Source organism: Bradyrhizobium sp. USDA 3256 (assembly GCF_054058275.1).
This window is the reverse complement of record NZ_JBSSAE010000002.1, coordinates 1101738-1126202: the sequence shown is the minus strand read 5'-3', so window position 1 is coordinate 1126202 and position 24465 is coordinate 1101738. Positions and strand designations below refer to the sequence as shown.

General features: G+C 61.1%; 19 protein-coding genes. 8 read left to right on the top strand and 11 right to left on the bottom strand.

Annotated features, from left to right (window positions below; all coding sequences use genetic code 11):
* Positions 1-38: 38 nt before the first annotated feature.
* Positions 39-473 carry a hypothetical protein gene (locus tag ACVWY5_RS06870; protein WP_028336498.1) on the bottom strand — a complete coding sequence of 145 codons (435 nt, stop codon included), beginning with the start codon at positions 471-473 and terminating at the stop codon, positions 39-41.
* A 96-nt stretch (positions 474-569) separates the two neighbouring features.
* Here ACVWY5_RS06870 and ACVWY5_RS06865 point away from each other — a divergent pair, with 96 nt between their 5' ends.
* From ACVWY5_RS06865 to ACVWY5_RS06840, 6 genes are read left to right on the top strand one after another with little or no spacing between them, the layout of a single operon-like run.
* Positions 570-1916, top strand: coding sequence for a TIGR02677 family protein (locus ACVWY5_RS06865; RefSeq protein ID WP_321177013.1), 1347 nt, complete (start codon positions 570-572; stop codon positions 1914-1916).
* Complete coding sequence (locus ACVWY5_RS06860) at positions 1802-2089, top strand: DUF2397 family protein (protein WP_321177014.1); 288 nt, start codon at positions 1802-1804, stop codon at positions 2087-2089. Before ACVWY5_RS06865 ends, ACVWY5_RS06860 begins: the two co-directional genes overlap by 115 nt.
* Positions 2089-3384: a TIGR02678 family protein gene (locus ACVWY5_RS06855; RefSeq protein WP_028336497.1), complete on the top strand. Its 1296-nt coding sequence runs from the start codon at positions 2089-2091 to the stop codon at positions 3382-3384. The genes ACVWY5_RS06860 and ACVWY5_RS06855 overlap by 1 nt, the downstream gene beginning before the upstream one ends.
* Positions 3381-6854, top strand: a complete 3474-nt coding sequence (locus ACVWY5_RS06850) for a TIGR02680 family protein (RefSeq protein ID WP_080667187.1) — start codon at positions 3381-3383, stop codon at positions 6852-6854. Before ACVWY5_RS06855 ends, ACVWY5_RS06850 begins: the two co-directional genes overlap by 4 nt.
* Positions 6851-7306, top strand: coding sequence for an SbcC/MukB-like Walker B domain-containing protein (locus ACVWY5_RS06845; protein ID WP_321177015.1), 456 nt, complete (start codon positions 6851-6853; stop codon positions 7304-7306). The genes ACVWY5_RS06850 and ACVWY5_RS06845 overlap by 4 nt, the downstream gene beginning before the upstream one ends.
* Positions 7303-8580, top strand: a complete 1278-nt coding sequence (locus tag ACVWY5_RS06840; protein WP_028336496.1) for a TIGR02679 family protein — start codon at positions 7303-7305, stop codon at positions 8578-8580. The genes ACVWY5_RS06845 and ACVWY5_RS06840 overlap by 4 nt, the downstream gene beginning before the upstream one ends.
* A gap of 88 nt (positions 8581-8668) precedes the next feature.
* Here ACVWY5_RS06840 and ACVWY5_RS06835 read toward each other — a convergent pair whose 3' ends face one another.
* Together ACVWY5_RS06835 and ACVWY5_RS06830 are read right to left on the bottom strand one after the other, a co-directional pair.
* On the bottom strand, positions 8669-9985 hold the full coding sequence (locus ACVWY5_RS06835) for an SAVED domain-containing protein (protein WP_051376274.1): 1317 nt from the start codon (positions 9983-9985) through the stop codon (positions 8669-8671).
* Positions 9986-10172: 187 nt separating this feature from the next.
* A complete protein-coding gene (locus ACVWY5_RS06830; protein ID WP_321177022.1) occupies positions 10173-10922 on the bottom strand; it encodes a CBASS oligonucleotide cyclase in 750 nt (249 codons plus the stop codon).
* Here ACVWY5_RS06830 and ACVWY5_RS06825 point away from each other — a divergent pair.
* Positions 10827-11048 carry a hypothetical protein gene (locus ACVWY5_RS06825; RefSeq protein ID WP_321177024.1) on the top strand — a complete coding sequence of 74 codons (222 nt, stop codon included), beginning with the start codon at positions 10827-10829 and terminating at the stop codon, positions 11046-11048. The two genes, ACVWY5_RS06830 and ACVWY5_RS06825, sit on opposite strands and share 96 nt — an antisense overlap.
* A 143-nt stretch (positions 11049-11191) precedes the next feature.
* Here ACVWY5_RS06825 and ACVWY5_RS06820 read toward each other — a convergent pair whose 3' ends face one another.
* Entirely contained in the window at positions 11192-12235 is a 1044-nt protein-coding gene (locus tag ACVWY5_RS06820; protein ID WP_028336494.1) for a GSU2403 family nucleotidyltransferase fold protein, read from the bottom strand.
* Positions 12236-13241: 1006 nt separating this feature from the next.
* Between ACVWY5_RS06820 and ACVWY5_RS06815 the strand changes: the two genes are divergently transcribed.
* Complete coding sequence (locus ACVWY5_RS06815) at positions 13242-13451, top strand: hypothetical protein (RefSeq protein ID WP_028336493.1); 210 nt, start codon at positions 13242-13244, stop codon at positions 13449-13451.
* 61 nt (positions 13452-13512) lie between these two features.
* Here ACVWY5_RS06815 and ACVWY5_RS06810 read toward each other — a convergent pair whose 3' ends face one another.
* From ACVWY5_RS06810 to ACVWY5_RS06780, 7 genes are all read right to left on the bottom strand, one after another.
* Positions 13513-14847, bottom strand: coding sequence for a glutamine synthetase family protein (locus tag ACVWY5_RS06810; RefSeq protein ID WP_028336492.1), 1335 nt, complete (start codon positions 14845-14847; stop codon positions 13513-13515).
* Positions 14844-16133 (bottom strand): hypothetical protein, encoded by a 1290-nt coding sequence (locus ACVWY5_RS06805; RefSeq protein ID WP_028336491.1) that lies wholly within the window; start codon positions 16131-16133, stop codon positions 14844-14846. The genes ACVWY5_RS06810 and ACVWY5_RS06805 overlap by 4 nt, the downstream gene beginning before the upstream one ends.
* Positions 16130-16999: an EamA family transporter gene (locus tag ACVWY5_RS06800; RefSeq protein ID WP_244482415.1), complete on the bottom strand. Its 870-nt coding sequence runs from the start codon at positions 16997-16999 to the stop codon at positions 16130-16132. The genes ACVWY5_RS06805 and ACVWY5_RS06800 overlap by 4 nt, the downstream gene beginning before the upstream one ends.
* A 162-nt stretch (positions 17000-17161) precedes the next feature.
* On the bottom strand, positions 17162-17980 hold the full coding sequence (locus ACVWY5_RS06795) for a gamma-glutamyl-gamma-aminobutyrate hydrolase family protein (RefSeq protein ID WP_028336489.1): 819 nt from the start codon (positions 17978-17980) through the stop codon (positions 17162-17164).
* Positions 17977-19035: a dhydrorhizobitoxine desaturase gene (rtxC, locus tag ACVWY5_RS06790; RefSeq protein WP_028336488.1), complete on the bottom strand. Its 1059-nt coding sequence runs from the start codon at positions 19033-19035 to the stop codon at positions 17977-17979. Before rtxC ends, ACVWY5_RS06795 begins: the two co-directional genes overlap by 4 nt.
* Before the next feature lie 31 nt (positions 19036-19066).
* Positions 19067-21652, bottom strand: a complete 2586-nt coding sequence (locus ACVWY5_RS06785; protein WP_321177017.1) for a 2-aminoethylphosphonate--pyruvate transaminase — start codon at positions 21650-21652, stop codon at positions 19067-19069.
* Between the two features lie 1304 nt (positions 21653-22956).
* A complete protein-coding gene (locus ACVWY5_RS06780) occupies positions 22957-23970 on the bottom strand; it encodes a hypothetical protein (RefSeq protein ID WP_038377778.1) in 1014 nt (337 codons plus the stop codon).
* Positions 23971-24465: the final 495 nt, after the last annotated feature.

Below are 24465 nucleotides of genomic sequence, written 5' to 3'. Positions count from 1 at the left end.
GCGGACGTTCGGATGCGGCCGACCGCCGCCTGCCGCGATCACAACCTTACCGGATCGAAATCGGACTTCTCTTCGGCGAGCCCCAATAAATGTGGGATCGCGCGGATGCTCGTAGCCGTTGATCTTGCTCCGAAGTTTATATCCAGTCCTGAGTTCGCCCTGACTTTGGATTTGTCCGGTTGGGCGATGGATAGCAACGGGAGCTCGCGCGGAGCGCTCCGCATAGCGCACGACAGATCTCGTCGCGGTTGGCAGGTTAAGGTGAACTCGAAGGCGTCTTCCATCCAACAGGTCAGCACGACATGATCGGCGTTGAGATCGACGCCAAAACGGCCATTCGCGGAGTCGGCGACAAAGGCGTCTACGAAGTCCCTCGCGCGCCATTCAGAATAAAAGTCGAACTCATATATGGTTGAAATTACTAAGCATTTTTTCTTATTGTGTTCGAAGGTCGATAGAGTGAAGCCATTCATCGCGGATTAGACTCTGGATCGAGTGCAACTCGGTAGCAAATCTACTAACGTATTGCGCGAACCCTCCGCTAGAGGAGGATCTTGGGATGAGGCCCCATGCGAAGCGTGAGCGAGTCGGCCGACCTCTTCAGGCACGTAAGCGCCGACAAATCGGAATTCTATCGCCGTATCATGGACGTCTTTGCGGCGGCCAAACGGCAATACCGCTTGCAGCTTAGACCCGACGAGGTATTGGCCGAGGCAGTGTGGAGCGGCGCGCCCCCTCGAATAGAGGAAGTCAACGGGGCCCTCACTCAGCTTACCGTCTGGGGAAACCTAGAATCGCATCCCGATACAGCGCGAGTTTCAAGTCTAAGCGACTTTTACCGCGCCCGCTTCCTCTACCGTCTCTCGCAGGGTGGAGAGGCTGTCGAAGCTGCGCTGTCGCTCTTCATACAAGCGCTGCAGCGGCGCGCGGAGCTGCAGACTGTTGCACTCGAGGACATCGCAAATCGCTTGCGTGCCCTGCAGGCGCTTGCGAGCGAGCGGGAACCCGATGTCGCGAAAGTTCACGAAACGCTGCGCGACCTCGTGCGCGTATTCGAGGGGCTGGCGGATAACGCGCAGGCCTTCATGGCGGGCGTCGCCCGCAGCATCGAGCTGCAGCAGGCCGAGTCTAGCGCCGTATCGACTTACAAGCGGCAACTGATAGATTATCTTGAACGTTTCATAGGCGACCTGGTACGCCGCTCCGATACGATCGCGGGCCACATCCTCGCCCTCGAGCCACGTATCGACGTCTTGCTGCAGCAAGTCGCAGCGCGCGAAGCTCGCGACGCCGCCCCCGGGAACGAATCCGATCGTGTCGAAGCACATACGTCCCATTGGAACGCTTGGCGCGAACGTTGGAAAGGCCTCCATGGATGGTTTTTCCGCAGCGGCCACGAACCCTCTCAGGCCGAACTGTTGCGAGCGAGGGCAAGGTCCGCGATCCCGCAACTGCTCGGTGCGATCGCCGCAATCAACGAACGCCGCAGCGGGCGCAGCGATCGATCAGCGGATTTCCGAATACTGGCCCACTGGTTCGTCGCCTGTCAAAACGACGGCGAGGCTCACCGATTGGCACGCGCGGCCTTCGCGCTCAATCCTGCCCGACATTTCGCACTGAACACGGACGCCGACGCCGATCTGCCGGCAAGCACCCGCTGGGCCGATGCTCCACCATTGAAGATCCATCCTCGACTGCGCGAATACGGCGAGGCGACGCCGCGCGGGCCGATGGCCAGGATCCGGGATCGCGCCGAAGCCCGCGCACGCCTGGCTCGGGAGTTGGCCGAGGAGTTTCTGAGGTGGAAGCCGCGCGCCGGCGTCTCGCGAACGGCCATCCCACCCGACTTTCGGATCTTGGGGAGCTCGACGGACATGCCTTCGGTCTATTTCTCGGACTACTCGGCGAAGCGCTGACGGAACAGACGGATCCGGAAGCCTCAGTGTCCCGGCAGACGGGTGATGGCCTGCTCCACATCGAGCTCACGCCTCTGGCGGCGGAAACCCGGGCAGAGATATCGACGCCGCACGGCATCTTTTCGGGGCGCGATCACCTCATCACGATCACGCCGACGCAGGACTTGCGCTGATGTCCAGAGCCGAGGATACGCGAGGAAGCCGCAACATCGGCCAGGAGCAGCGTAAACATCAACGCGAGGAGTTCAGGACGGCGGTCCGCGCGCTCCTGATGACCCCGCTGATGACGCCGGCCCACGACGAATTTCCCTCGGTACGCCGGCAGGCCGACTTACTGCGTGCCTGGTTCTCCCGCGAAACCGGGTGGCCTCTGCATATCGAACAGGAGGGGGCTCGTCTGTACAAGAGACCCGCCGAACTCTCCGCGACCACGCGCGGACTGCCCGACTACGACAGGCGCCGCTACGTCCTGCTATGTCTCGCATGCGCCGCGCTCGAGCGTTCAGAATCGCAGATCACGTTGCGTCTGCTGGGCGAAAGGCTGTTGCAGCTCGCTGCCGAGCCCGTTCTGACATCGCTTGGCTTCGCCTTCACGCTCGGTACGCAACATGAGCGCCGCGAACTTGTGGCCGTTTGCCGGACGTTGCTGGAGATCGGAGTGCTCCAACGCGTCGTCGGCGACGAAGAGGCCTTCGTACAGACGCGAGGCGAGCAGGCCGACGCGCTCTACGACGTGCAACGCCGGACGCTCGCCGGCCTGCTCGCCGCCGTGCGCGGTCCCTCGACGTGGCGACCGGAGGATGCCCCCGAGACCCTCGAGGAACGCCTGAGCGCGCTGGTCGACGAGCACGTCGCGGACAGCGACGAGGGACGTCGCACCGCGCTTCGCCACCAACTCGCGCGGCGCCTCCTCGACGATCCCGTGATCTACGTCGAGACGCTCGATGCCGAGGCTAGAGCATATTTCGTCAATCAACGCGGGGCCATGGCCGCACGTCTTTGCGAAGCCTCGGCTCTGACCGCGGAGCATCGAGCCGAAGGCCTGGCGCTTGTGGACGAGACTTGCCTGCTTACCGACGTCGCCATGCCGGCTGAAGGCACCGATGCCCACGCCACCCTACTCGTTGCGGAATATCTCGCGAGTGCGATCAAGCGATCCGATGCTCTCGACGCGGACGCAAATCCGCATCGGATCGAGTTCTCCGAGCACGAGATCATCGCTTTTCTCCGCGATGCCAAGATTAGATACGGTCGATATTGGCGCAAATCCACCCGCGAAGCCGGGGCGGAGCGCGAGCTCGCCGGCATCGCCATCGAGCGGTTGGAAAAGCTTCAACTGATCGTACGCGGCAGTGAGGGGATCCGACCGTTGCCAGCGATAGCCCGCTTCGGCCTCGGCGAGGCCGAAATCCGAGATCCTCCTGATGCGCGGCGGGCGTCGATCGCCGAAGGGATGGGTGCGACGTGAACGAACGGCCCACCTCCTTTGACGCGACCTCCGAACGACCGGCGCTCCCGATTCCGGTTCGGGATCGCTGGCAGCCCCTGCGCCTCGGGCTGGTGGAGATGTTCCATTACGACAGCGAAGAGTTCTGGTTTCGCGACGGTCACCTACTGCTACGTGGCAACAACGGTACCGGCAAATCGAAGGTGCTGTCGCTGACGCTTCCCTTTCTGTTCGATGGACAGCTAAAGCCCTCTCGCATCGAGCCCGACGGGGACAACGGCAAGAGAATGTCGTGGAATCTCCTGATGAATAGTTACGATCGCAGGGTCGGCTATTCCTGGATCGAGTTCGGCCGTCTCGGCAACCACGGCAAGCCGCACTATCTCACGCTCGGCGCCGGGCTCTCCGCCGCCGCCTCGCGTCCGAACGTGGAAAGCTGGTTCTTCGTCCTGGACGACGCGGACAAACCGACCCGCATCAATCAGAATCTATGGCTGATGAGCGAGCAGCGAGTTGTCCTGACCAAGGAGCGTCTGCGCGAGGCTCTCGAAGGTCGAGGTCAGGTGTTCGACACCGCGGCGAACTACCGTCGCGCCGTCGACGAGCGGCTTTTTCACCTGGGCGCCAGGCGCTACGACGCGCTAATGGATACGCTGATCCAATTACGTCAGCCGCAATTGTCGAAGAAGCCCGACGAGACGGCGTTGTCCAATGCGTTGACGGAAGCATTGCCGCCGTTGGCTCCGGAGCTGCTGGCCGATGTCGCCGAGGCGCTGGGCCAGCTGGAAGAGGATCGCCAGCAGCTCCAGGAATACCAGGCACTCGCCAAGGCCGTCGATCGCTTCGACAAAAGATACCGGGTCTACGCGGGCACTCAAACGCGAAGGCAGGCGCGCACGCTGCGTCAGGCCCAGACGGAGTTCGACAATGCGAGCCGTTCGCGCGGCGAGGCAGAAGCCAGACTGGAGACCGCCTCAACCGCCGAGGCCGAGGCGCGCAAAGCTTGCGACGCGGCCGAAGTCGAATTCAAACGCGAGCGATCCCGCCTCGAAACCCTTCGCTCGGGAGCTGGAATGGAGGACGCGAACCGCCTGGAATCAGCAGAAAAAGACGCGGAAGCGCGTCAGAGGGCTCTGTCCAGCGCCGAAGGCGCAATGGACTCCGCGAGTCGGCGATTGAGGTCAAGCGTTGAGGAGACCAACTCCGCGGCGGAGCGAGTTCGGCAGATCGAACGTCGCGTCGCCGATCTGCGCCGGGAATGCGAAGCCTTCGCCGACACGGCCGGTGTCCTCAATGCGCATGCCGACAATCCGATCGCCAAGCTCGACGCGGAACGGCTTGCGGCGTTAACGCCTCAGACCTTCGAAAAGGCCGGCTCCGAGCTTCGGGCGCTCGTTGAGGGCCGGCGCGAGGAAATTGCGTCGTTGCGGAGGCGAGATGCCGAAGTGTTGGCGGCGGAGTTGCTGAATACGCAACGCCGAAATTTCCGAGACGAATGTCAGGACGCCGCCGACGCCGCCGCGGAGAGACGTGAATCGGCCGATGCAGGCGTGGAGCGCGAGGGCCAAAACCTGATCGACGCCTGGGAGAGTTGCTTCGCAGGCTTGAAGCAACATCGCGTCACGCCGGACGACCGCTTCGCGACTCTCGCCTCGTTATCCGAGTGGGTCGTCACGCCGACGGGCGACAATCCCGCGCGTCGGCTTCTGCAAGACGCGCAGCAACAGACCAGCGAGCGCCTGGCGACGACCCGCGTCGCGCTCGAAGGTCGGCGGCAAGGCCTGCTGACGGAACGCAAAAATCTCGAGGAAGAACGCAGCCGCCTGGAAGGCGGGATCGATCCCGAGCCGTCCCCACCGCATACCCGCGATCCCGAAGCCCGCACGGCGCGCGAAGGGGGCCCCCTATGGAGGTTGGTCGACTTTCACCCCTCGGTGACGCTCCCTCAACGAGCCGGATTAGAAGCCGCGCTGGAGGGGGCCGGGCTCCTCGATGCCTGGCTTTCGCCCGACGGTCGCCTCCAATCGTCCGATCAAGGTACACTCTTTCGAGACGCGCAAATGCTCGAACGACGGCCTCAATCGCCGTCGCTTGCCGACTGGTTGCGCGCGGACGTGCCGGCCGACAGCGGCGTACCTAACGCGATCGTCGAAAGCATCCTGCGCGGCGTCTCCTGCGCGGACGACGAGCCAGCGGAGGCCGAGTCCTGGATCGCTCCCGATGGCCGCTTTCGGCTTGGAGCCCTGAGTGGTGCGTGGGAGAAGACCGAAGCGGTCCACATCGGCTACTCCGCGCGCGCCGCCGCCCGCGCTCGGAGGTCGGCGGAAATCTCGGAACGGCTGGCGGAGATCGCCGGCGAGACTATCGGATTGCAGGCGGAGTTCGACGGACTAGCTCGGGATCAGAACGAAGCGACCGACGAATGGCGCCTTGCGCCGACCGACGATGCGCTGCGCAACGCTCATCTCGCCGCCGCGACCGCCGCTCGCGAGGCGACAACGGCTCGCCAGCGGTTGACCGAAGCCACGATGCAATTCCATGCGAGCGAAGAGGAACTCGCTGCGGTGCGGCGGCGGCGCGCCACTGACGCCGCCGACCTTCGGCTGCCGGCGTCACCTTCCGAATTGGCGGCCGTCGAAGCGGCTCTGGGACGCTACCAGGAAAGCCAACTGCGGCTTACGCAGGCCGTCTTGGAAATACGCCTTGCGTTGCCCGATCTGGAGCGGCAACGCGTCCGCGAAAGCGAGGCGCGAGAGACCGCCGCCGCGCATGATAACCAGCTCACGACCGCAAAAATCGAGGCCGAAGAGGCGGCGGTCCGATTCGACGTGCTGCGCAGAGCCATCGGTGCGAAGGTCGAGGAACTGCGGCGCCAGTTGAACGAAGCCCGCGCGGCCTCCGATGCCGCAGAGGTCGCTCTGGACGGTGCGGAGGAAGCCCTGAAAAACGCGGGGGAAGCGCGCGCGGTCGCGCACGAAAAGGTCGCGACCGCGACCGGCGTCTTCGAGCAGAGGAGCGCAGCACGCAGCGAGGCGATATCGAGGTTTCAGCAGTTCACCGCGACCGGTCTACTGGCCGCCGCCATCCCGCAAATCGTATTGCCGGAGATGGGTGGTCCCTGGACGATCGATCCGGCCTTGGGGCTCGCCCGACGCGCCGAGCAGGCGCTGTCGACGCTCGACGACAAGGACGAGGCGTGGGCGCGCGTCCAAAAGCAGATCAGCGAAGAACTGACGGAGTTGCAGACCGCGCTCAGCGCGCTCGGTCACCGGGCCCAAGCCGAGCAGAACGATTGGGGGTTGATCGCGCACGTCATCTACCAGAACAGGCCGGAGCGTCCCGACATGCTCGCGGCACGTCTCGCCGAGGAGATTGCCCAGCGGAGCGAACTCCTGACCGAAAGGTCGTCGGAGCCATGCTGCAACAGCGCATCACCGCCGAGCGAGAGCGCGCGGATTCGGGAGCAAGCAGGGATTCGGCCGGACCATTGATAGACCAACTCTCCCGTGCCCTGGACTATAGGCGCTGGCATCGCTTCAGGGTCGAGCGTTGGCAGGACGGACACTGGCGCAAGCTTTCGGGCCCCGCCTCGAGCGGCGAGCGGGCGCTCGGATTGACCGTGCCGTTGTTCGCCGCAATAGCGAGCTTCTACAGCCAGGGAAGTTTTCCGCTGGCGCCGCGTCTGATGCTGCTCGACGAGGCGTTCGCCGGAATCGACGACACTGCGAGGGCGCATTGCATGGGATTGATTCGCGAGTTCGATCTCGATTTCGTCATCACCAGCGAACGCGAATGGGCCTGCTACGCCGAGCTTCCCGGCGTCGCGATCTGCCAGCTACAGCGGCGCGAAGGAATAGACGCCGTCTTCGTCTCCCGTTGGAGCTGGGACGGAAGAGCCAAGAGACGCGAAAGCGATCCCGACCGCAGGTTTGCGGCTTCATGAGGCCGCCGATCGAGCCACGGCTGCAGCGCCTGCTCGGAGGAGCCGAATACGCGAACCTCCGCAAACGGCTTCGCGACCGGTTCGCCCGGGCACCGGAAGGCGAGGAGGTTGAAGGCTTCCGGATCGGCAAGCTGACTTCCGAGGAGCACGCCCTGTTGGCGTCGCTGCTGGGCCGCCATGTCCGCCATTCCTCCTCGCTGCAGGTCGATGTCGGCCGGGTGGATGCGACGTTCCGCGATTCCGGCATCGCCATGTCTCTGCGTGATGCGCTCGAAATCATCGACGGGCCGGTCGCGAACCTGGCGAAAACGCGGCGCGCATCGAGAGAGATGTGGTCGGATGTTCTCGACGTATGCACCCACCAAGCGCTCGTCGAGCTGCTGCGGACTCCCAAGGGGCTAGGTCTGCTCAAGCGGCTCTCAGGCTCGCAGCCGGATGTGGCGATCGAGCTGTGCCGCAGGGTCGAAGCGACGCTGCGGCGACTGCCCGCCAATGCCATCATGCGCTCGCAATTGGCCGCTGAAGCCCTGGGAGACGCACACGCTCTCGATGGCGGCAGACCGGCCGCGACTCTGATCCTGACGATCTGGCGGCGGCCGATTGCGCGGACCGGTGGCGAAGAAGGCTTTGACGAGCCGGAAGGGGAGACCGAAATCGAGTCCGCCGAACGGGCAGAGCGCGACCGCGACGTCTGGGCCAAGGCCGGGGTCCTGGTTAACGAATTGGCGCGGCCCGCTTTGTTCCTGAATCTGCCCGTCGAGGGCGCAGAGAGGTACGGACAATTTGCGGGGGAGCCCGTCTACGCCTCGTTGCGGTCGCTCTTGCGCACGCCTCCGGCATGGAAGGTAGGGGGTCGAAAGGTCTATGTCTGCGAGAACCCCAACCTTGTGGCCATCGCCGCCGATCGCTGGGGCGCCGGCTGCGAGCCGTTGGTTTGTACCGACGGAATGCCCGCCGCGGCACAGAGGTGCCTGTTATCGCAACTGACCGAAGCGGGAGCGAGGCTTCACTACCATGGCGATTTCGATTGGGCCGGTGTCCGAATCGGCAATCACATGGTGCGCGAGCATGGGGCCAGTTCCTGGCGGTTCGATGCCATCGACTACGTATCAGCCGTTGAAGGAGCATCAGGACTCGGACAGAAGCTCACCGGAAAGGCCTTATGTGCATCTTGGGACGAAGGCTTGACGACGGCGATGCAACTGCACGGCCTCTCGATCGCTGAGGAGTCTGTCGCTGCTTCCCTCTTGAACGATCTCAGATCCGCAAAATAGCGGTTCGTGGTTCTCCAGTCGCCCGGGTCTCGCAGCCCCAGTTCGGCCTTCCGATCTGAGAACAACGAGGCGACGGTCGTGAAGCGACCTACGGCAGTTCGAGGCCCACGCTGTAGCCGCCGCCGCGCAGGCCATCGAAATCCCACTCGTAGATCGAAACGGGTCCGACGGCAGCTTGGCTCTGGCCCAGAAAGAATGCGAAGGCGTTCGGCCCCGCGATGAAGAGATGAACACGGCGCGGCCCACCCTTGACCGAAGCGCGCATCGCGCCCAACAAGGACAGCGCCATCGCCGCCGCGTGGCTGCCCGATCGCACGCTTTGGTAGGATGGGCCGCCAACGGGGCTTGCCGTCATCAGCGTGCCGACGGCGGCGAGCTTCTGGACGTACTGGCGGACCGCGGGCGCCACGTCGTGCGTCAACGAGACGGCGACCGCAAGGTCCGCCTCATCGGCGTGGACCGCCTCCTCGACAGTGGAAAGCGTCGGCCAGGTAGGATCGAGCGGCTTGTCCGCCGCCGACCACATGTGACGACAGCCGGCTCGCTGCTCGATCTCGATGGCCTTTCCGGACTTAACGTTGAGGATCGCGCCCACACCGAATGCCAGAGACACATGCGTGTCGAGGATCAGACGGAGCTGGTCCTTGTCGCGCGCGGACTGAATCAGAAACTGCCGCAGTTCGGGGAACACGGTAGCCCTCCAATCGACCGGGTTCCGGATGTAGCGCCCATCGAAATGCGGGACGAGATTCACTGATTCGTCGCTGCGCGCCTCGATGTCATCGATGGGATGCATGAACGAGCGCACGCCGAGCGTTTCGGGCCTCGGCGATGACGGCGCAAGAAGTTTTTCGTCCGCAACGAGATCGCGAAACGAGGCGGGGTCGAACGTGTTACAGCCCTGCGCATGGAGCTTCCTGATCAGATCGTCGTACAGGAAGCCGGCCTCGGACGGCGGCACTTGACGCATGCCGGCCGCCGCGAAGCGGTCATTCAGGCGTTCGCGCAGGTCGGCGCCGGACTCCAGACGCTGCGAAATAGCCAAGGTCCGCGCCACGAGCCGCAGCGCGTCGTGATCGATGCCGAGATGCCCCGACCATGCGTCGCGCACCTTGCCCATCATGCTTCTGGGCGCGGTGCCGTCGAACAGCCGATCCAGATCAAGCGCATGAGTGTGCATGCGTATCAGGCGGGAAAGCGCGTCGTCCGCCTGCGGCCGCCAGTTCGTCACCAGCCGCAACCGCGCGCCCATGCCGTTCGGCGCGTGCTGAAGCTGTGCCGCAAGAGCCCGCTGGAGAAGTGACACGGATTGGGCGTTCGAGAACGCGGGATCGATGAGGTCGAGGTGGCCGAACTGCCACGTGCCACTTGCATTGGAGGTGGTCGCGGAGGATTTCGTCCCCATAGTGGTCCTGCGGGCCGTTGCCGGCCACGTACTCCACCGTCACGTCGTCGAACGCGCGCGGTCCACTCTCGAAACTTACGCGCGCGATGCCTTTTTCCGGCACAAGCAATTGCGCCGCAAAGAACCAGAACATCCGCGCCTGGAAATCGTCACCTTGACTTCTGACCGCTACGGCTTGCGTCATGTTCTAGCTCTTCGGAAAGTAGCGGCCCATGATCAAGGCCCACACCGCCAGCGCTTCGCCCTGCTTGCCCTGCTGCGCCAGGCGGACGGCCCGGGACGCCTCGGTCTCGGCGCGGCGCAATGCCGCTTCCGCCTTCTTGATCAGCTCCGGCGTCATCTGGTCCGACACCGGCGGGCCCAAACCCGCGGGGTCTTTCCACTCCCGCCGGATGCCTTCTAGTGCGGCGGCGAAGAACCTCCGGACTTCGCCGGGATAGGTCGTGAAGGGACCGTCGACGAGATCCTGCGCCATCACCTCGATCAGGAAGGACGGCTTGATCGGCTTGTCCGCCGAGCGGTTCCAGCGCTTCAGCATCTTGACCAGCGGCACCCACTTTCCGCTCAGGGTCTTGTTCTTCGCCGTGGACTTCTCGGCGTGGATCTCGGGATCGGTCTTGATCCACTTTCCGAGATCGCGGTCCGGGATCTCGTAGCAGTCGGAGAGTTCGATGGCCGGCACGGCGTCGATCGACAGGACCTTGCCTTCCTTGTCGTTCGTATTCCTCTCGAACTCGACCGTGGCGCAGCGGCGCCCCGGCTGCACGGCGTCCTTGCCGAACTCGCCGCGCAGGCGATCGACGAATGCGTCGAGCACCTCGCTCGGCGCCTTCGAGCCCCAATGCTGATCCTTGGAGCCCAGCGCGAAGAAGATGTCGACGTCCTTCAACGGCTTCGTGTGCCGGTCGTACGACCCGGTCAAAAAATCGCGGTCGATATCGAACCCACCGCAGATGCAGTCGCGCACCTTGGTGTGCTTGCGCCGCTCGCTGATGACGACGAGTCGAAGAAGGCCGCCACCGCCGACCTTGCGATCGATTGGGGAGTGCTGGGCAAGCCATGAGCCCCACCTTCACCTGGTGATGATGATGATGCCGGCATCATGATCGCCAGCATGCCGATGAGCAGCAGCATGCTGATCATCATCATGGTGCCGCTGATGATCGGCGCCGGATATGCCGGAGCCGTTGTTGCAGACCCTGGCTGCTAGGCTCGCGCAGCGCTATCTTGCTTAGCGAAAAGACGCGCCGCGCTGTCCACCACCTCTTTCGGAAGCATCCTCAATTGCTCTGCGTCGAACGGGAGGTGAGTAAGATAGTTGGCCACCAAAGCGCCTACGGCTTTGGCCTGCGCTGCATCGCGTTGGCGTTTGAGCGCCTCCCTGTCCGCACGACGGGACAGCCATAGTTTATGGGCGGCCCAAACTCGCGGATCTGGAGCCACGATGCGCACCGGTTGGCCCTTTTCGTCGATCGCGACCGCCTCGAAGGCGGGAGCATTCTGCAGCCAATCGAGTCCTTCGATTTGCACGGCAGTCAAATCTTCCGGGTCAGAGCCGATCTTGTCTGGAGCCTTCTTCCAAGGTGGGCTCTGCACTGGCTTAATCAAATCGACGAGATAGCCGTCCCGGTTTACAGCACGGAAAGTCTGCTTGGCGCGTTCGAAGCTAGTGTCCACTCGCTTGAGTATCTTCATGAGCGATGACTGAGAGACGTCGTCGTCCGCGACGAACGTAAGTCCGCCCCGCGCGTCGAACAACAGATCGATGTCTTCCGTCGTGGCCAAGCCCGGATCGAGTCTGACGCCGGAAGAGGCCTCATAACCGTAGATCGCGTTTGTCCCGAGAATCCGAATCCCAGAACCCAACATTCCGAAGCCGTCGAGAGCGCGCATGATCCGGGCACCAATCAACGGTACGCGGCCCAAGCCGAGCGCACGATTGACCGCGGCTTGCCGCTCCATGGTATCGCGCAAGTTCTTCAGCCGGTCTTCTGCAGCAGCGCGTTTAGCTTCGAAGTCCGCCTTCATCTTTTCAGTTTCGGGGGAACGCGGGCCGAGCGAGGCTTGCTTCCTTAGGCCCGCTTTGTCGTAGTAGCTGCGGACGAGGTATTCGCGGCCTTTAGACTGCAACCAGGTCAGGGAACCCCGATGAGCATCGTAGGCCTCCTTGGCGTCCCTCAGGGCCTGGAAGCGCTGCTGACTATTGACCACCTCACGGCGCTGGTCATTGTTAAGCTCCTGAAAATCCATGGTTTCAACAGTCAGATACGATTTATGGCAACTCTGTTGAAACGCTATTTATCATACAAAATCAATTACTTCAACAGTTATGTCGGATATATAACCAAACTGTTGAAACCGGGAACTTTTCTCTATCCCTTTAACCCAGCCCCATCGAACCGCGGATCAAGCGATCAAGCGAACGCTCATCAGTTTCTTCCTCTGCAACATCACGATCCAACTGGTAGATGAGGCCGCCAACTGCCGGCCGTCCGAAGAGGCACCAGATCGACTGCTTCGTTTTCGATTACCCCCAGCGGGACGCCTTCTTCGTGGGCTTGAAAGTCTCTCTCGGATGTTTCGGCAGCGACCGTTCATCATTGGCGAGGCCGCCCCGAAGATCAGCGTCGTACCTTCCCCGGACGGAACCGGCTAAGCAGGAGCTCCTGATAATCCTTGATCCGCCTAGTTCGCTCGCGAGCCAGGCAAGCCCGCTTGGAGATGGCACTTCTCGGTTCGCGGAGCACGCCTAGCTCGGCGGCGGCGGCGCATCCGCCAAATGCAACGTGCTCTCGATCGCAAGGTAACCTTGCTTGTCGGTCAACCGACCTTTGCGATACTTGATAAATCGTGCGTCCCAGACGTGAGTCCGACGACGAGCGCGGCTGGCCGGGAGAAGGTTTCGCGGAATTCGGCCCGGGTCAACTTTCCCTCTGTCCCACCATCTTAATGCGCCCCAATTTGCATTACGCAAGGGACATAAGTTCAATGCGCATACTTGGGAATAAAATAGCCCAAACTCTACAACGAACAGAGGCGCGGCCGAACCGACGCAGCCCGCCCCTCCAATGAACCGGAAATCGAGCGGCAAAACCGGTGCCATCATGCGCCGCCGGCGTTACCCTATGCCGCTGCTGCTCAACAGTCGGCGGCACGAATGCCGAAGACGATCGCGCCGGCCGTTTCGGTGCCGCTGCTGCTGCCGACCGGCGAACGCTGCGGGCCGATGGCTCGCCGCCGCCTCGCGTGAACGCCATTGGCTGAAGCGGCCAAACTCGACGGCAATAATGGTCTTCTTGGGTGCGTCAACCAAAGTTCTGATAGCGACTTCGTCGACATGTCGATGAGGCTCCCTCACCCGCTGGTGTGCACTCTCGGCCCAATCGGCATGCAGATGCTGCTGCTCGACGGCACCGGCGACATCAGGCAGCCGCACCAGCCGTCCGGCGCCATTCACATGATGTGATAAGACCCGATGTGCGAATGATCAACCAAATGGTTGCAGCAGTGCGCAGCTGCGGCTCAAACTAGATGATCTCGAAGTACCGCCGACGTTCAAAGTCGGTGACCCGATGTTGAATGGCTTCCCATTCCCAGCGACGGGAGCACGAAAAGGCTTCAACAAATCCTTCTCCGAAGACATCATTGGCTGCCGGGGACTGTGCAAACCGATATGTTGCCTCTGAGAGGCTTTGAGGCAATCGTCCGGACGGAAGGCAAATCTCCGCGCTTGCATCACCGACGATCGGAGCCGGGAGCACCGCATTTGTCTCGATGCCCAATACGCCGGAACCGATGGCACATGCGAGGGCAAGATATGGGTTCAGGTCTGCGCCGGGTAGCCTGTATTCGAGGCGATGTGCAGACGGCTCTCCCGGAATGACACGTACCGCGCAGGAGCGGTTGTCAACGCCCCAACTCGGACAGATTGGTGCCCAGCACTCGGGTACCAATCTCTTGTAGCTATTGAAGTTTGGCACGGCGAGCACACAGAACTCATTCATGTATTTCAATTGTCCGCCGATGAATTGCCTCATAAGCCTCGAGATGTTGCAAAACGCCGCATTATCGTGAAACGCATTCTGACTATCTGAGGACATCGAGATGTGAATATGGCCGGACTGGCCTGGCCATTTCTCGGAAACCTTGGCCATGAATGTGGCCATCATGCCGCGTGTTTGCGCCCAGGCCTTTATCATCGACTTGAATATGATTGCTCGATCGGCAGCTTCCAGGGCGTCACAATGACGAAGCGACGCTTCAATCACGCCAGGTCCCGTTTCAAAGTGCAGCCCGCTGAGAGGTATTTTGGATTTCTCACAAAGCGCCAGGACCTCACCGAACAGCTCCTGGTGCGCGACAGAACGCGCAATCGAGTAGCCGAACGGGCCCCGCGTTAACGGAGCCCATTGGCCGAACGGCTTGTCTTCGATGGTGTCGGCGTTCTCCTTGAACAGCATGAACTCAAACTCGAACCCGGCAGTGCAGCGGTATCCGTGATCAGCAGCCCTTCGTAGGACCTTACGCAGAATACCGCGCGGGCAGACGCTCTCATGTGCGCCGGTAAACTCGGCGAGATAGAGATACCGATCGCCGACATAAGACACTGGACGGCCGGTGCCCGAGAGAATACGCAGATCGGCGTCTCCGAATGCTGACAGCGACTTTTGCATGAAGCTCGCCGGGATGACCCGGTCCGAACAGTCCCACGCGAGCACCGCTTCGGAGAACTTGATGATTTTATCCCCACCCGAGAGATCCTCACCTAGGACGTGCTTGCCTCGAAGAATGCCATCGAAGTCGCTGACACCGATCATCGCGGCGGCGGTTGAATTCGCGCCATCTACCCGGGCGTCGGTCATTGGTTGGCTTCCTGCGCCACCAAATCGAACACCTGATCCATCCGCATCGCACGCAATTGGCGATAATCACCCTCAAGCTGTATCAGGTCGTTATTCACGAGATACACAATGCCTGGCGTCGACGCCAGGTCGATCGTCGGAATCAGGTTTTGACCTATCGGAACGAATGCAATGGCGTCTGCGAAGCTCGGGAGCTTGCCGATCGCATCGAGTCCAGGATAGCCGGCAACAGTACCGCCCATGTCGGAAATCAGCGAGACGCACAGTGCATGAGCCTGCCGCTTGTAAACCCCGCGTCGCCTCATATACTCGGCAAAGCCTTTGGGATCTGCGTAGCGCCACGCCGTGAGCGTCAAATGGTTGTGGCCCAAAGCCATAGTCCGGGCTTTTGCCGACATGGTTCCTTGCAGCCTGGCTCCGAAGTCGACCAAAACTGGTCCCCGATCATCGACGATGATCTCGGCATGAGCAGGTCCGTCGGCGATCCGAAGCGCGCGCAACGCACGCACAAGGTAGTCGGACAGTTCAAGCACGATTGGCTCCTTACCACCCAACAACCGCTCGAGTGAGCAGACCGACGACGCGCCCTCAATAGGAACAGTGTCATAGGTCCAGGCCTCCGTGACGAAGGCCTCCCCGTCGATCGAGACGGCATTTACGGTATATTGCTGGCCGCTAATTTTCTCCTGTCCAAGTGCCGATTGATTGAGCGCTCCGACGCGGTTCGTCTTCCCGACGATAGCAGTTACAGCGCGCTCAACATCCGCATCCGTCGAGCAAAAGAACACGTCTTCCGTGCCTGTGCTGTTCAGCGGCTTGATCACGATCTCATCGAAGTTCTGTTCACGCTTCCAGCCTGCGATTTCTCCGGCATTGTCGGACACGACTTGTCTGATCGATCGCACGCCTGCCGCGGCCAACGCTTCGGACAGGCGCGATTTGTCGCGCCGGGCGGCTGAAAGGGCGGTCCCATTTGTAGGTAAGCCCAGCCGCTCCGAGATGGAATCGGCCAACTCAACTCCGGTCTCGCACCCCGCTATAACGAACTCCAGCTCCCTGCCATGGAGAGCCTGGAGGTGATGTTCAACGATCTCCTCGTATCCCATGCGCTCCGGCGGGCGAATGACTTCATCATACAGTTCCGCATTGAAATGGGATTGGAAGATGGGCGGAATCTGTGCAGCCGACATCACATGCACTGTTCCAATTCCATACCGCTTGAACTCTTCCGGCAGAAATCGGCCAGTCGAATATGCGTCGACGATTACACAATTCCGTTCGTTCATGCGGACCTCCGATACTGCAGATAGACGTTGCTAACGGCGACAGTCGTAATGAGAACATTTCCAACGAACGTGTGTGGCGAAGGAACGATGCGAGAATCGAAGTACTGGAACAGGAACGTGATGACAGGGGCGGTGGACAGGACCATGTTGACCGTGAAGGGCTCTACGCGGCGAATGCCCTCCTGGATCAAGAGCAAAGGAACGATGATCGTGGATAGCCCAATCGTTGCGATCGCAAGCCAATGCTGTGTGATCTCAAACAGGATGGAGGAATGGTCGACCAATCCCAGCAGCAAAAGGATTGTTCCGTAAAAGCGATGCGCCAGCACCTGTCGACCGGAAAATCCGCGGTCGAACAATAGCTTGACGAGTATATTTGTAACGGCGAGCGATAGGCCGGCCACGATCGCCAAGACGATGCCGACGGACGATCGAGCCCCCCACTCCACGCCAGCGTTGCCGGTCGCCGAAATCCAGATCATGTAACTTCCAATCGCCGCGATCGTAACGCTCACGACGATATCGGATGCCGGAGGGACGCCCTGCCGCCTGATCAGCGCGTTTAACCACACCGTTGCGGCGGGTCCTAACGCCACCATGAACGCAACGACGATCGCAGGTTCGGCGTATTTCAGGCCGATAAACAACCCGATCCAACTGATCGCGGTGACGACATTGAGCGACACAAAAACCGGGAGCGCCGACTTCGCAGCCCGCGCCGTTCCGCTCTCGTGCCTCGCCAGGAGATTGAATGTCAGACACACCGCGGCAAAGGACACGAGAAGAGCGACGAACACGTCTGCTTGCTGAAAATACGATGCCGCATAAACCTCGCCTGCCGCGCTCAGGACGACATAAAGCGCCACAAAGAGAACTCCCAGAGCGAAGCGTCTTGTCAATCGTCGGCCCTTCCCCTGCCGGTGGCGCGGCGCAGCGCGCCCCCAGAACCATCCTTGTGCATCAACTCCGAGAGACCCGTCTTTCGACCTGGACGGGCCGCGCTTGGTTTGAAACGTCACAATCCGCCTCTAGTGTTTCTTTGTTTGGCAGTACGCAACACACGCCTCTCCAAAAGCCGTGAACAGTCGCTTGCTCAGGAGATCGGTCGAGACGTGCCATTCAGGGTGCCATTGCACGCCGATTTGCAAGGTTGGCGCACCAATGACCGAAGCTGCTTCGACCAGTCCATCAGGCGCCCACGCCTCCGGCTTCAGCGCGGTAGCGAGTTCCTTTATGCCTTGATTATGTAGGGAGTTGACTTGCGCTTCGATGACGCGCGCGATCGGAAAGAGCCCTCCATCCGAACATATCCTCACGCCGTGCGCGGCATCGTACTGGCGGTCTCTCGGACGATCCGGTTTCTCGGCATGCATCAGGGCACCTCCCAGCCGCCACTCCGCAAGCGATGGATGGAGTGTGCCGCCGAAATGGACGTTGAGCTCCTGAAGCCCACGGCAGATGCCCAGGATCGGCATTCCGAGCGCGATCGCCCTCCCGATGGCTACCGCAGACAACCTGTCTCGTGGGCGGTCACGGAGACCATCCTCGACGTCCTGCTGATCGGCTCCTGGATAGGATGCAGGAGCTTTCAGGACGGCAGGGTCAATATTCGATTCATCTCCCGTCAAGACCAGGCCGTCGAGAGCGCCCATGATCGCCCGGGCGACCTCGACCCTCGCATCTTCAGCGTCGATCGTCGGCAATATGACGCACGCCACGCCCGCATGATGAAGCAGGGCCTTGACGTATTTGCGCCGCAGCCAGTCGCGATGCACACCATCGACCAAAAGACGGTTCGAGGTGACGCCGACCACGGCACGGACTTTGTCCGACCGTTGCAATGTCACGCCACTTGCCCCTTGGCTTGGGCGTCGGCCAGCGACTGCTCATACAAGCGCCGATTTCGTTCCTTCAACTGAGTTATGACACTGGGTTGACCTTGCGGCCCCTTGACGAAGAGCCCCCCCCAGGTTGCGGCAACCTTTGCATAACCCGGATCCAGCATCCGGATCTTCTGGGCTTTGTGCAAAAGCCAGAATGGGATACCCGGCGACAGGTGATGCTCAAGGTGGTACTCATCCAGATTCTGTCCAAGGATGGCCCGCTCAAGGAAATTCCCTTTCCGATTCCTGGTTAGGTAGACGTTCTGCGTCTCGGTTTCGCACATCGGTGAGTGTTCAGCGAGCTCGACAAACCACCCGAGAACCTGAAACGTTGTGAGATAGGGCACGATCCAAAACAGGATCACGATGTGGACCAGCCCAAGAGCATATGATCCGGCCAGGATGCCGATCCAGAAAAGGTAAAACCCATACCTATCGATGAGTATGCTCGAGCGGCTCTGGTCGTCGGCATCTGTGATCGAAAACCGATTGGTCCAGAGATACTTCAGATAGGCCAGCGTCGCGCCACCAAATATCGGCTTCCAGATGATATTAAACGCGTACCGCTCAGGAGGCTGAACGTCGTAAACACCATTGGCCATGAAGAACTTCAGGTCGGGGTCCTTGTCCGGGTCGCCGAGATACGGATGATGCAGATAGACGTGCGAGATCCGGTAGGCCCAGTGGCGCTGGAACAGGGGATAGGCAGCGAACAGAATGCCGAGGACGTAGTTCCAGGTCGTGTTCTTCGCGAGCGTACGGTGAGCCGCATCATGAGCGATCGTCGTCAGGCCGCGCTGGTAGGCGCCGATCAGAAGCACGGCGGCCGGGTACAGCCACCAGGAGACGCAAACCGTCGCGAGCGTGCAAGCGGCAATTGCAGCGTAGTCTTTGGCGATATAGGCGGCTCCCGTTATATTGTCGGGTCTCAGTTCTGAGAGTTGCTTATTGATCTCGCGGCTGAACTGAACAGCCTCATAACGTGACGACCTCAGTTTCCAAGCGTCTGCCTGATTCATGAGAACCTCTTCCTGATCGCCTTACAAGTTGTCAGATTGCGGAAAGCGCCCTGTCGAGATCGCGTACGATGTCATTGACATCTTCGATGCCGACGCAAAGTCGGATCGAGCCGCCAAATATGCCGGCGGCTTCCCGCTTCTCCCGTGGAACGGTGGTGTGGGTCGTCGAAACAGGATGCGTCACGAGCGTACGGGCGTCCCCCACGTTCGAAACGTGATACATCAGGTCGACGTTCTGGATGAACTTGCGCCCGGCCTGTTCGTCCTCCACCTCGAACATGACCATCGCGCCGTGTCCGTATGCGGGATTGAGTGTCTGATCGGCGGTTTCCCGATCGGCTCCTTCGAACAGCCCCGGGTAGACGACACGGCGCACTTTTGGATGCTCTTTGAGAACGTCGGCCACGATCCTGGCGTTTGCGCAGTGCTGCTTCATGCGAAGGGGCAGCGTTTCAAGGCCTTGGATCAGCTGAAAGCTCGCAAAGGGGGCGATGGCCGCGCCAGTATCGCGCAACCACGTCATGCGAGCCTTTAGGAGAACCTCGCTTTTTCCAAGATCGTCGACATCTTGCAGCGCGTTGCGCCAAATAATCCCGCCATGCGCATCGTCAGGACTGTTGAACAAGGGAAAGCGAGAGGCTCCCCGGTAGCTGAACTTGCCGTTGTCTACGATCAGACCGCCAAGCGTCGTGCCATGGCCGCATATGTATTTCGTAGCGGAGTAGGTGGTAATCGCAGCACCGAGATCTGACGGCCGACACACCAGTGGGGTCGTCGTATTATCCACGACTAAAGGCACGCCGTGCTTTCGGCCGATCTCAGCAAGCTGTTTGACCGGAAGTGGAATCAGGCACGGGTTTGAAATCACCTCTCCGAACAGACAGATCGTGCGATCATCGATGGCACGTTCGAAAGTCTCGGGCTTTCGAGGGTCTGCCGTCCTGACGCTGATACCAAGACGCTTTAGCGTGTTGTGGAGCAGGTTCCACGTATTGCCATAGAGATACGGTGAGGCGACGACATTGTCCCCCACTTCGCCGCTTGATAGGTTGACGATGGCAAGGAACGTCGCCGCTTGACCTGAGGCGACGGCGAGCGAGTCGCTCCCCATGTCGACCGCGGCATACCTTCTTTCCAGCGCGCGGGTCGTCGGATTGATGATCCTCGTATAGGTGAACCCATCCGCCTTGACGTTGTAGACGTCCGCAATGTGATTTAGATCGCCATCGAGTTCGTACGCCGTGTTCTGATAGATCGGCACTGCGACAGCTTTCGTCACCGGATCGCGTCGGTAGCCCGCGTGCAGAACAGCCGTTTCGGCAGAGAACGGCAGCTGCGAGGTCCTTGTGAACGGCGGTGACATCTCGACGCGGCGCTCGCAAGCCTCCCGGGCTGACACCGCCCCCGCTGATGGAGCCGGACCTGACCGAAAATATGCGCGAAAGGCACACCCCAAATGCTCGATCCAACTGGGCTGGATTTCGCCAATGCAACCGACCCGAAAACTGCGCGTCGCAAGGTGCAGCTTCGAGTAGACATAAAGGTTGTGGGCCGCCAAGTGACGATATAGCCCATCGAACCCAGCTTGATCCGCGATTCCGGATGGCGCACTGAATGCGACGCAGACCGGCGACTGCAAGTCGGCGGACAGCAGCGGAGACACTATCCCTTCGAGTTCTTGGACGAGATCGTCTCTGACCTTCTCATACCTGCGGCGCCTGGCATCAATGCCTTCCCCCTCCAGAATCTCCAAGGCCTTCGTCGTTGCCTGTACGATGTGGGTGGGAGGGGTCGACCGCCACTCACCGGTGCGCTCGAGCGAGAGCCATTGATCTCTCACGTCGAGCACAAACGACTTCGGGGCTTGAACCGCATTTTCCAGCAGTTCGCGAGACGCGATGACAAAAGCTACTCCAGGCGGCCCTTCGATGCACTTGTTGCTCGACGTCACCAGGACGTCTGGCCCACCCCGGCTCAGATCAATGTCAATCGCGCCAAACGAGCTCATGGCGTCGACGATCGTCTTGACACCACGCCGCCTCGCCTCCTCTATGATCGCGTCCAGCGGATTGACGATTCCGGTCGTCGTCTCGCAATGCACGAGACAGATGTGGGTAACGCCGGGATTTCGGCTCAGATGCTCGGCAACCTCCTGGGGATCCACGGGCTCGGTAGCTCGGTTGACAAGCTTCAGCGCTTCGATGCCCCACAGCCGCAGAATCTTGAAGATGCGCTCGCCATAGATGCCGTTTATGCAAACGAGCGGCTTGTCGTCCTTGGACACGAATGAAGAGAGAGCGGCTTCCATTGCAAAGGAGCCGCCTCCCTGAATAGGGACCACCGAATAGGCCTCGGCATCTCCCAGCAGATTGAGCATCAGCCGCCTCATGCGGCCGGTCACTTCCTTGAACTCACAATCGCGCGATGCGAGGTCGAGTTGCATCTGGCTCCTGACCGCCGGCGACAACGACAATGGACCAGGCGTCAGCAGAGAGCGCTGTCTTGTCACATCATTCCCCTTAAATTGTGTTCGTCGACGGGATCTGGAGCGATGACGCGACTTGAATCCTCTTGCGCGCGGCTCCCTCGGTTCATCTGTTATTCGGCGAAAAGCCATGGGAGCAGCCGCGCTTCGCTTAGCGCCGCATCAAAAGCCCGGCCGATACGACGCGCATATCCAGCCGCAGATGCAGAACGATGCCCGCAGGGCTCCTCACCGATATCATCGAGCTCTCCCAGGAATTCGCCTGGCTGCGCATCCGCGGACCGAGTTGGCGCGAGGCGCAACTCCCATCCAGCCATCATGCATGCGAGGATTTGAGCGCCGTCGCCATCTTGCATAGCAAGTTAGGCGAGTCGGCCGACCGGCTTACGCCCGAGGCGCGCCATTCAGGCGAACGTTGAAATTCCGACAAAGCTGCACGTCGGCCCCATCGCGTGCGGATATAGATCCGCGCATGGCGCACTTTATGGGTGAAGTTGCCGAAAAGCCTGATCCTGCGTGAGCCTGAGACTTGAGACATTCGCATACTGTCACTCGTTGGGAATTCGGGACGCTGACGACCTTTGCCATCTATTTTCAGATCGTACAACTTGACGTTAGGTGCGTTTCAACCCTCTTCCGAACTCTTCTCGTGTGAATTTTTCCTGACGTGCGCGTCCGCTTTGCCTGCCACCGATCCAGGCTGTGAAGAATGATGCCTGCAACCAGGATCGTCAGATCGCCAGCCTCTAAGCCAGGTGGCATTTGAGGCGCAGCTCGCCGAGGAACCGTGAGGTCGCGAACGCGCGTATCACCGCCGCTCGCGAGCGCTGCACGTCTGCAGCGCCTGATTGACGACCACGCCCGTTCGGAAGCCGACACCGCATGAGGTGCGGAGCGCCCCATTTTGCCTCCCCGTCTGGCACCTTGGTTGCCAAGCTAGGCATGGCTTAGTCGATCAGTGAATGCCCCTCCTGAGGCCAAAGCCCCCTCGTGACGCAACTCGCACGAGCGGCGCCCCCCCCCGCCGTCCGCGCGCTTTTCCTTGGGGGCGATCAGTCAGCCCGCACTTCTTTAGCATCGTGACTGTCTGGCACGCGAGTTGCTGGGACGTGTCGGCTTGGCTGCTCATACATGCACGCACCCCATGCCCGAGTTTGACTGGCGCGCGGCCTCACCACGACCGACCGCGCGTTTTACGCATCGGCACTCGCTGTGGAGATCATACCATGATCCGTGAAAAGACTTTGGAGAGCGCCGCAGAGGCGCTTAGGAATGGTCTCAGGGAACGATCGCAACCAGCATCGTGCTTTTTCGCGCTTGCAAAGCGAACTCCCCACTCAGCTCATCGCGCGATCTGGTTCGTTCCAGCCTGAACGCCGCCTTCTTTCATGAGCGATCGATTAGGTACCAGCCGCGGGAATATTGGTGTGCCGTCGTCATAGTGCCGGCGTGACCAGCTCGAGCTGAAGCGCGGCCAGAACGCTGATGTCAGTGCGGTGTTCGATGGCCTCGCCCGCATCCTGCGCGGCTTGTACTAGGGCGGCCTCTGTGCGTTCGGTCATCAATTTATCAGCTTCGATTTGGGCCAGCTGCCTTTCACGCTCACCCGCCGGGACCGCGGCGGCATCGTCGCTGTTGGTGTCGATCAGTTCGTTCACCTTTTCGGTCAGAGTGTCACGAAGGACCCAACAGATTAGGCCGATCACATCGGGAACCTGGCCAGACGCTCTGCCCACAACCCGCGTGCCCGCATCGAGGACGGCAGCCATCAGATGGTGCTCCTGGAGGGTGACCGGCCATTTGATCTCACTCGCGTTGTGATCAATCATAGCCGTGATAGACGGCGCCCCACGTTCCGCCAGTCGTGCGATCAGCGCCGCCGCGTCTCGCTTCTTTGCCTCACTGGGAAATGGCGCACTGCGGATCCGGTGGGCCTCGGCTTCGAGCTCGCCAAGGCGCAAGCGCAGGCGCTTGAGAGCCTCACTGATCGGCTCGTCTCGAGTTAGAATCTCCGACAGCGCGATTTGCGAGACCGAGGCAAGACGCATGCCCGACGGCAAGCTACCGCGAACCAGAAAGGCCCGGCAGCGAGATGCCAGGCTCCCACAGCTCCGCATGCGGGCGGCTGCGGTCGCCTCCCGACCGATGAGGCAACGCAACTTTTCAGCGAGTCCGGCGGCTTGCACGTCGAGGCCACGGATTTGCGCGTCCTCCTTGTCCGCGCCGGGATCGCCGGCGGTGCGGTCCAATATCAGCCGTTTGCGGCGAGTCTCGACGCGATGAAGCTCGCCACGAGTCGCTCGCATCTCCTCGTCAAGCGGCAACCACGTTGATCGCGCATCCGCTGCACGATCCACAATCGCATCGAACCGTTGCCGAGCGCCCTCATCGGGCAGCAGGTCGGCAGGGTCGACTTGAACGCAGCTTTTGGAATCTATGTGGTCATTCACGTGTCGTCTCGCAGTGTCAGATACCCAAGTTTCGCTGGCATTGATTCGCAGCAGGCAATTTTCAATGCTCACGCCGTTTGCGTCGGCGCAATCGCGCGCGACAGTGCCCGGATGCAGCGCTCTGACGGCCGACGTCCTTAGCTTCAGCAGCCGCCAGCCCTTCGGCCCGCAGCGCTTTCGCATACGGAACTTTCGGGTCTTCTCCTCCGGTTGGACGCAAGTCGACCTACAGATCTAACCGGTCCAGAATCGGATCTAGAAGAAAGCGGGATCGAAATGAGTGCGGTCGTTTTGTCTCAATGCAGGGAACCGAGCACCAACGACCGAGAGGACGTAACCCATCCGTTTGCGTCGCCACGACCCAGGCTCGTAGCGCGCATGGACATCTTGTGCGGCCGCGGCGATCGAGAGGTCGGGAGTAAGCCGCGCTGCAGTCTCGGCCATCATCGTGCGCGGCGCAAAACCCGCAATGTCGAAGCCGCGCGATCGCGCAGG

Bases quoted from the DNA above. Each gene is read 5' to 3' on its own strand.
- ACVWY5_RS06870 (WP_028336498.1), bottom strand. From the start codon at position 473: ATGAATGGCTTCACTCTATCGACCTTCGAACACAATAAGAAAAAATGC.
- ACVWY5_RS06865 (WP_321177013.1), top strand. From the start codon at position 570: ATGCGAAGCGTGAGCGAGTCGGCCGACCTCTTCAGGCACGTAAGCGCC.
- ACVWY5_RS06855 (WP_028336497.1), top strand. From the start codon at position 2,089: ATGTCCAGAGCCGAGGATACGCGAGGAAGCCGCAACATCGGCCAGGAG.
- ACVWY5_RS06840 (WP_028336496.1), top strand. From the start codon at position 7,303: ATGAGGCCGCCGATCGAGCCACGGCTGCAGCGCCTGCTCGGAGGAGCC.
- ACVWY5_RS06835 (WP_051376274.1), bottom strand. From the start codon at position 9,985: ATGGGGACGAAATCCTCCGCGACCACCTCCAATGCAAGTGGCACGTGG.
- ACVWY5_RS06825 (WP_321177024.1), top strand. From the start codon at position 10,827: ATGCTGATCCTTGGAGCCCAGCGCGAAGAAGATGTCGACGTCCTTCAA.
- ACVWY5_RS06820 (WP_028336494.1), bottom strand. From the start codon at position 12,235: ATGGATTTTCAGGAGCTTAACAATGACCAGCGCCGTGAGGTGGTCAAT.
- ACVWY5_RS06810 (WP_028336492.1), bottom strand. From the start codon at position 14,847: ATGACCGACGCCCGGGTAGATGGCGCGAATTCAACCGCCGCCGCGATG.
- ACVWY5_RS06805 (WP_028336491.1), bottom strand. From the start codon at position 16,133: ATGAACGAACGGAATTGTGTAATCGTCGACGCATATTCGACTGGCCGA.
- rtxC (WP_028336488.1), bottom strand. From the start codon at position 19,035: ATGAATCAGGCAGACGCTTGGAAACTGAGGTCGTCACGTTATGAGGCT.
- ACVWY5_RS06785 (WP_321177017.1), bottom strand. From the start codon at position 21,652: ATGGCTTTTCGCCGAATAACAGATGAACCGAGGGAGCCGCGCGCAAGA.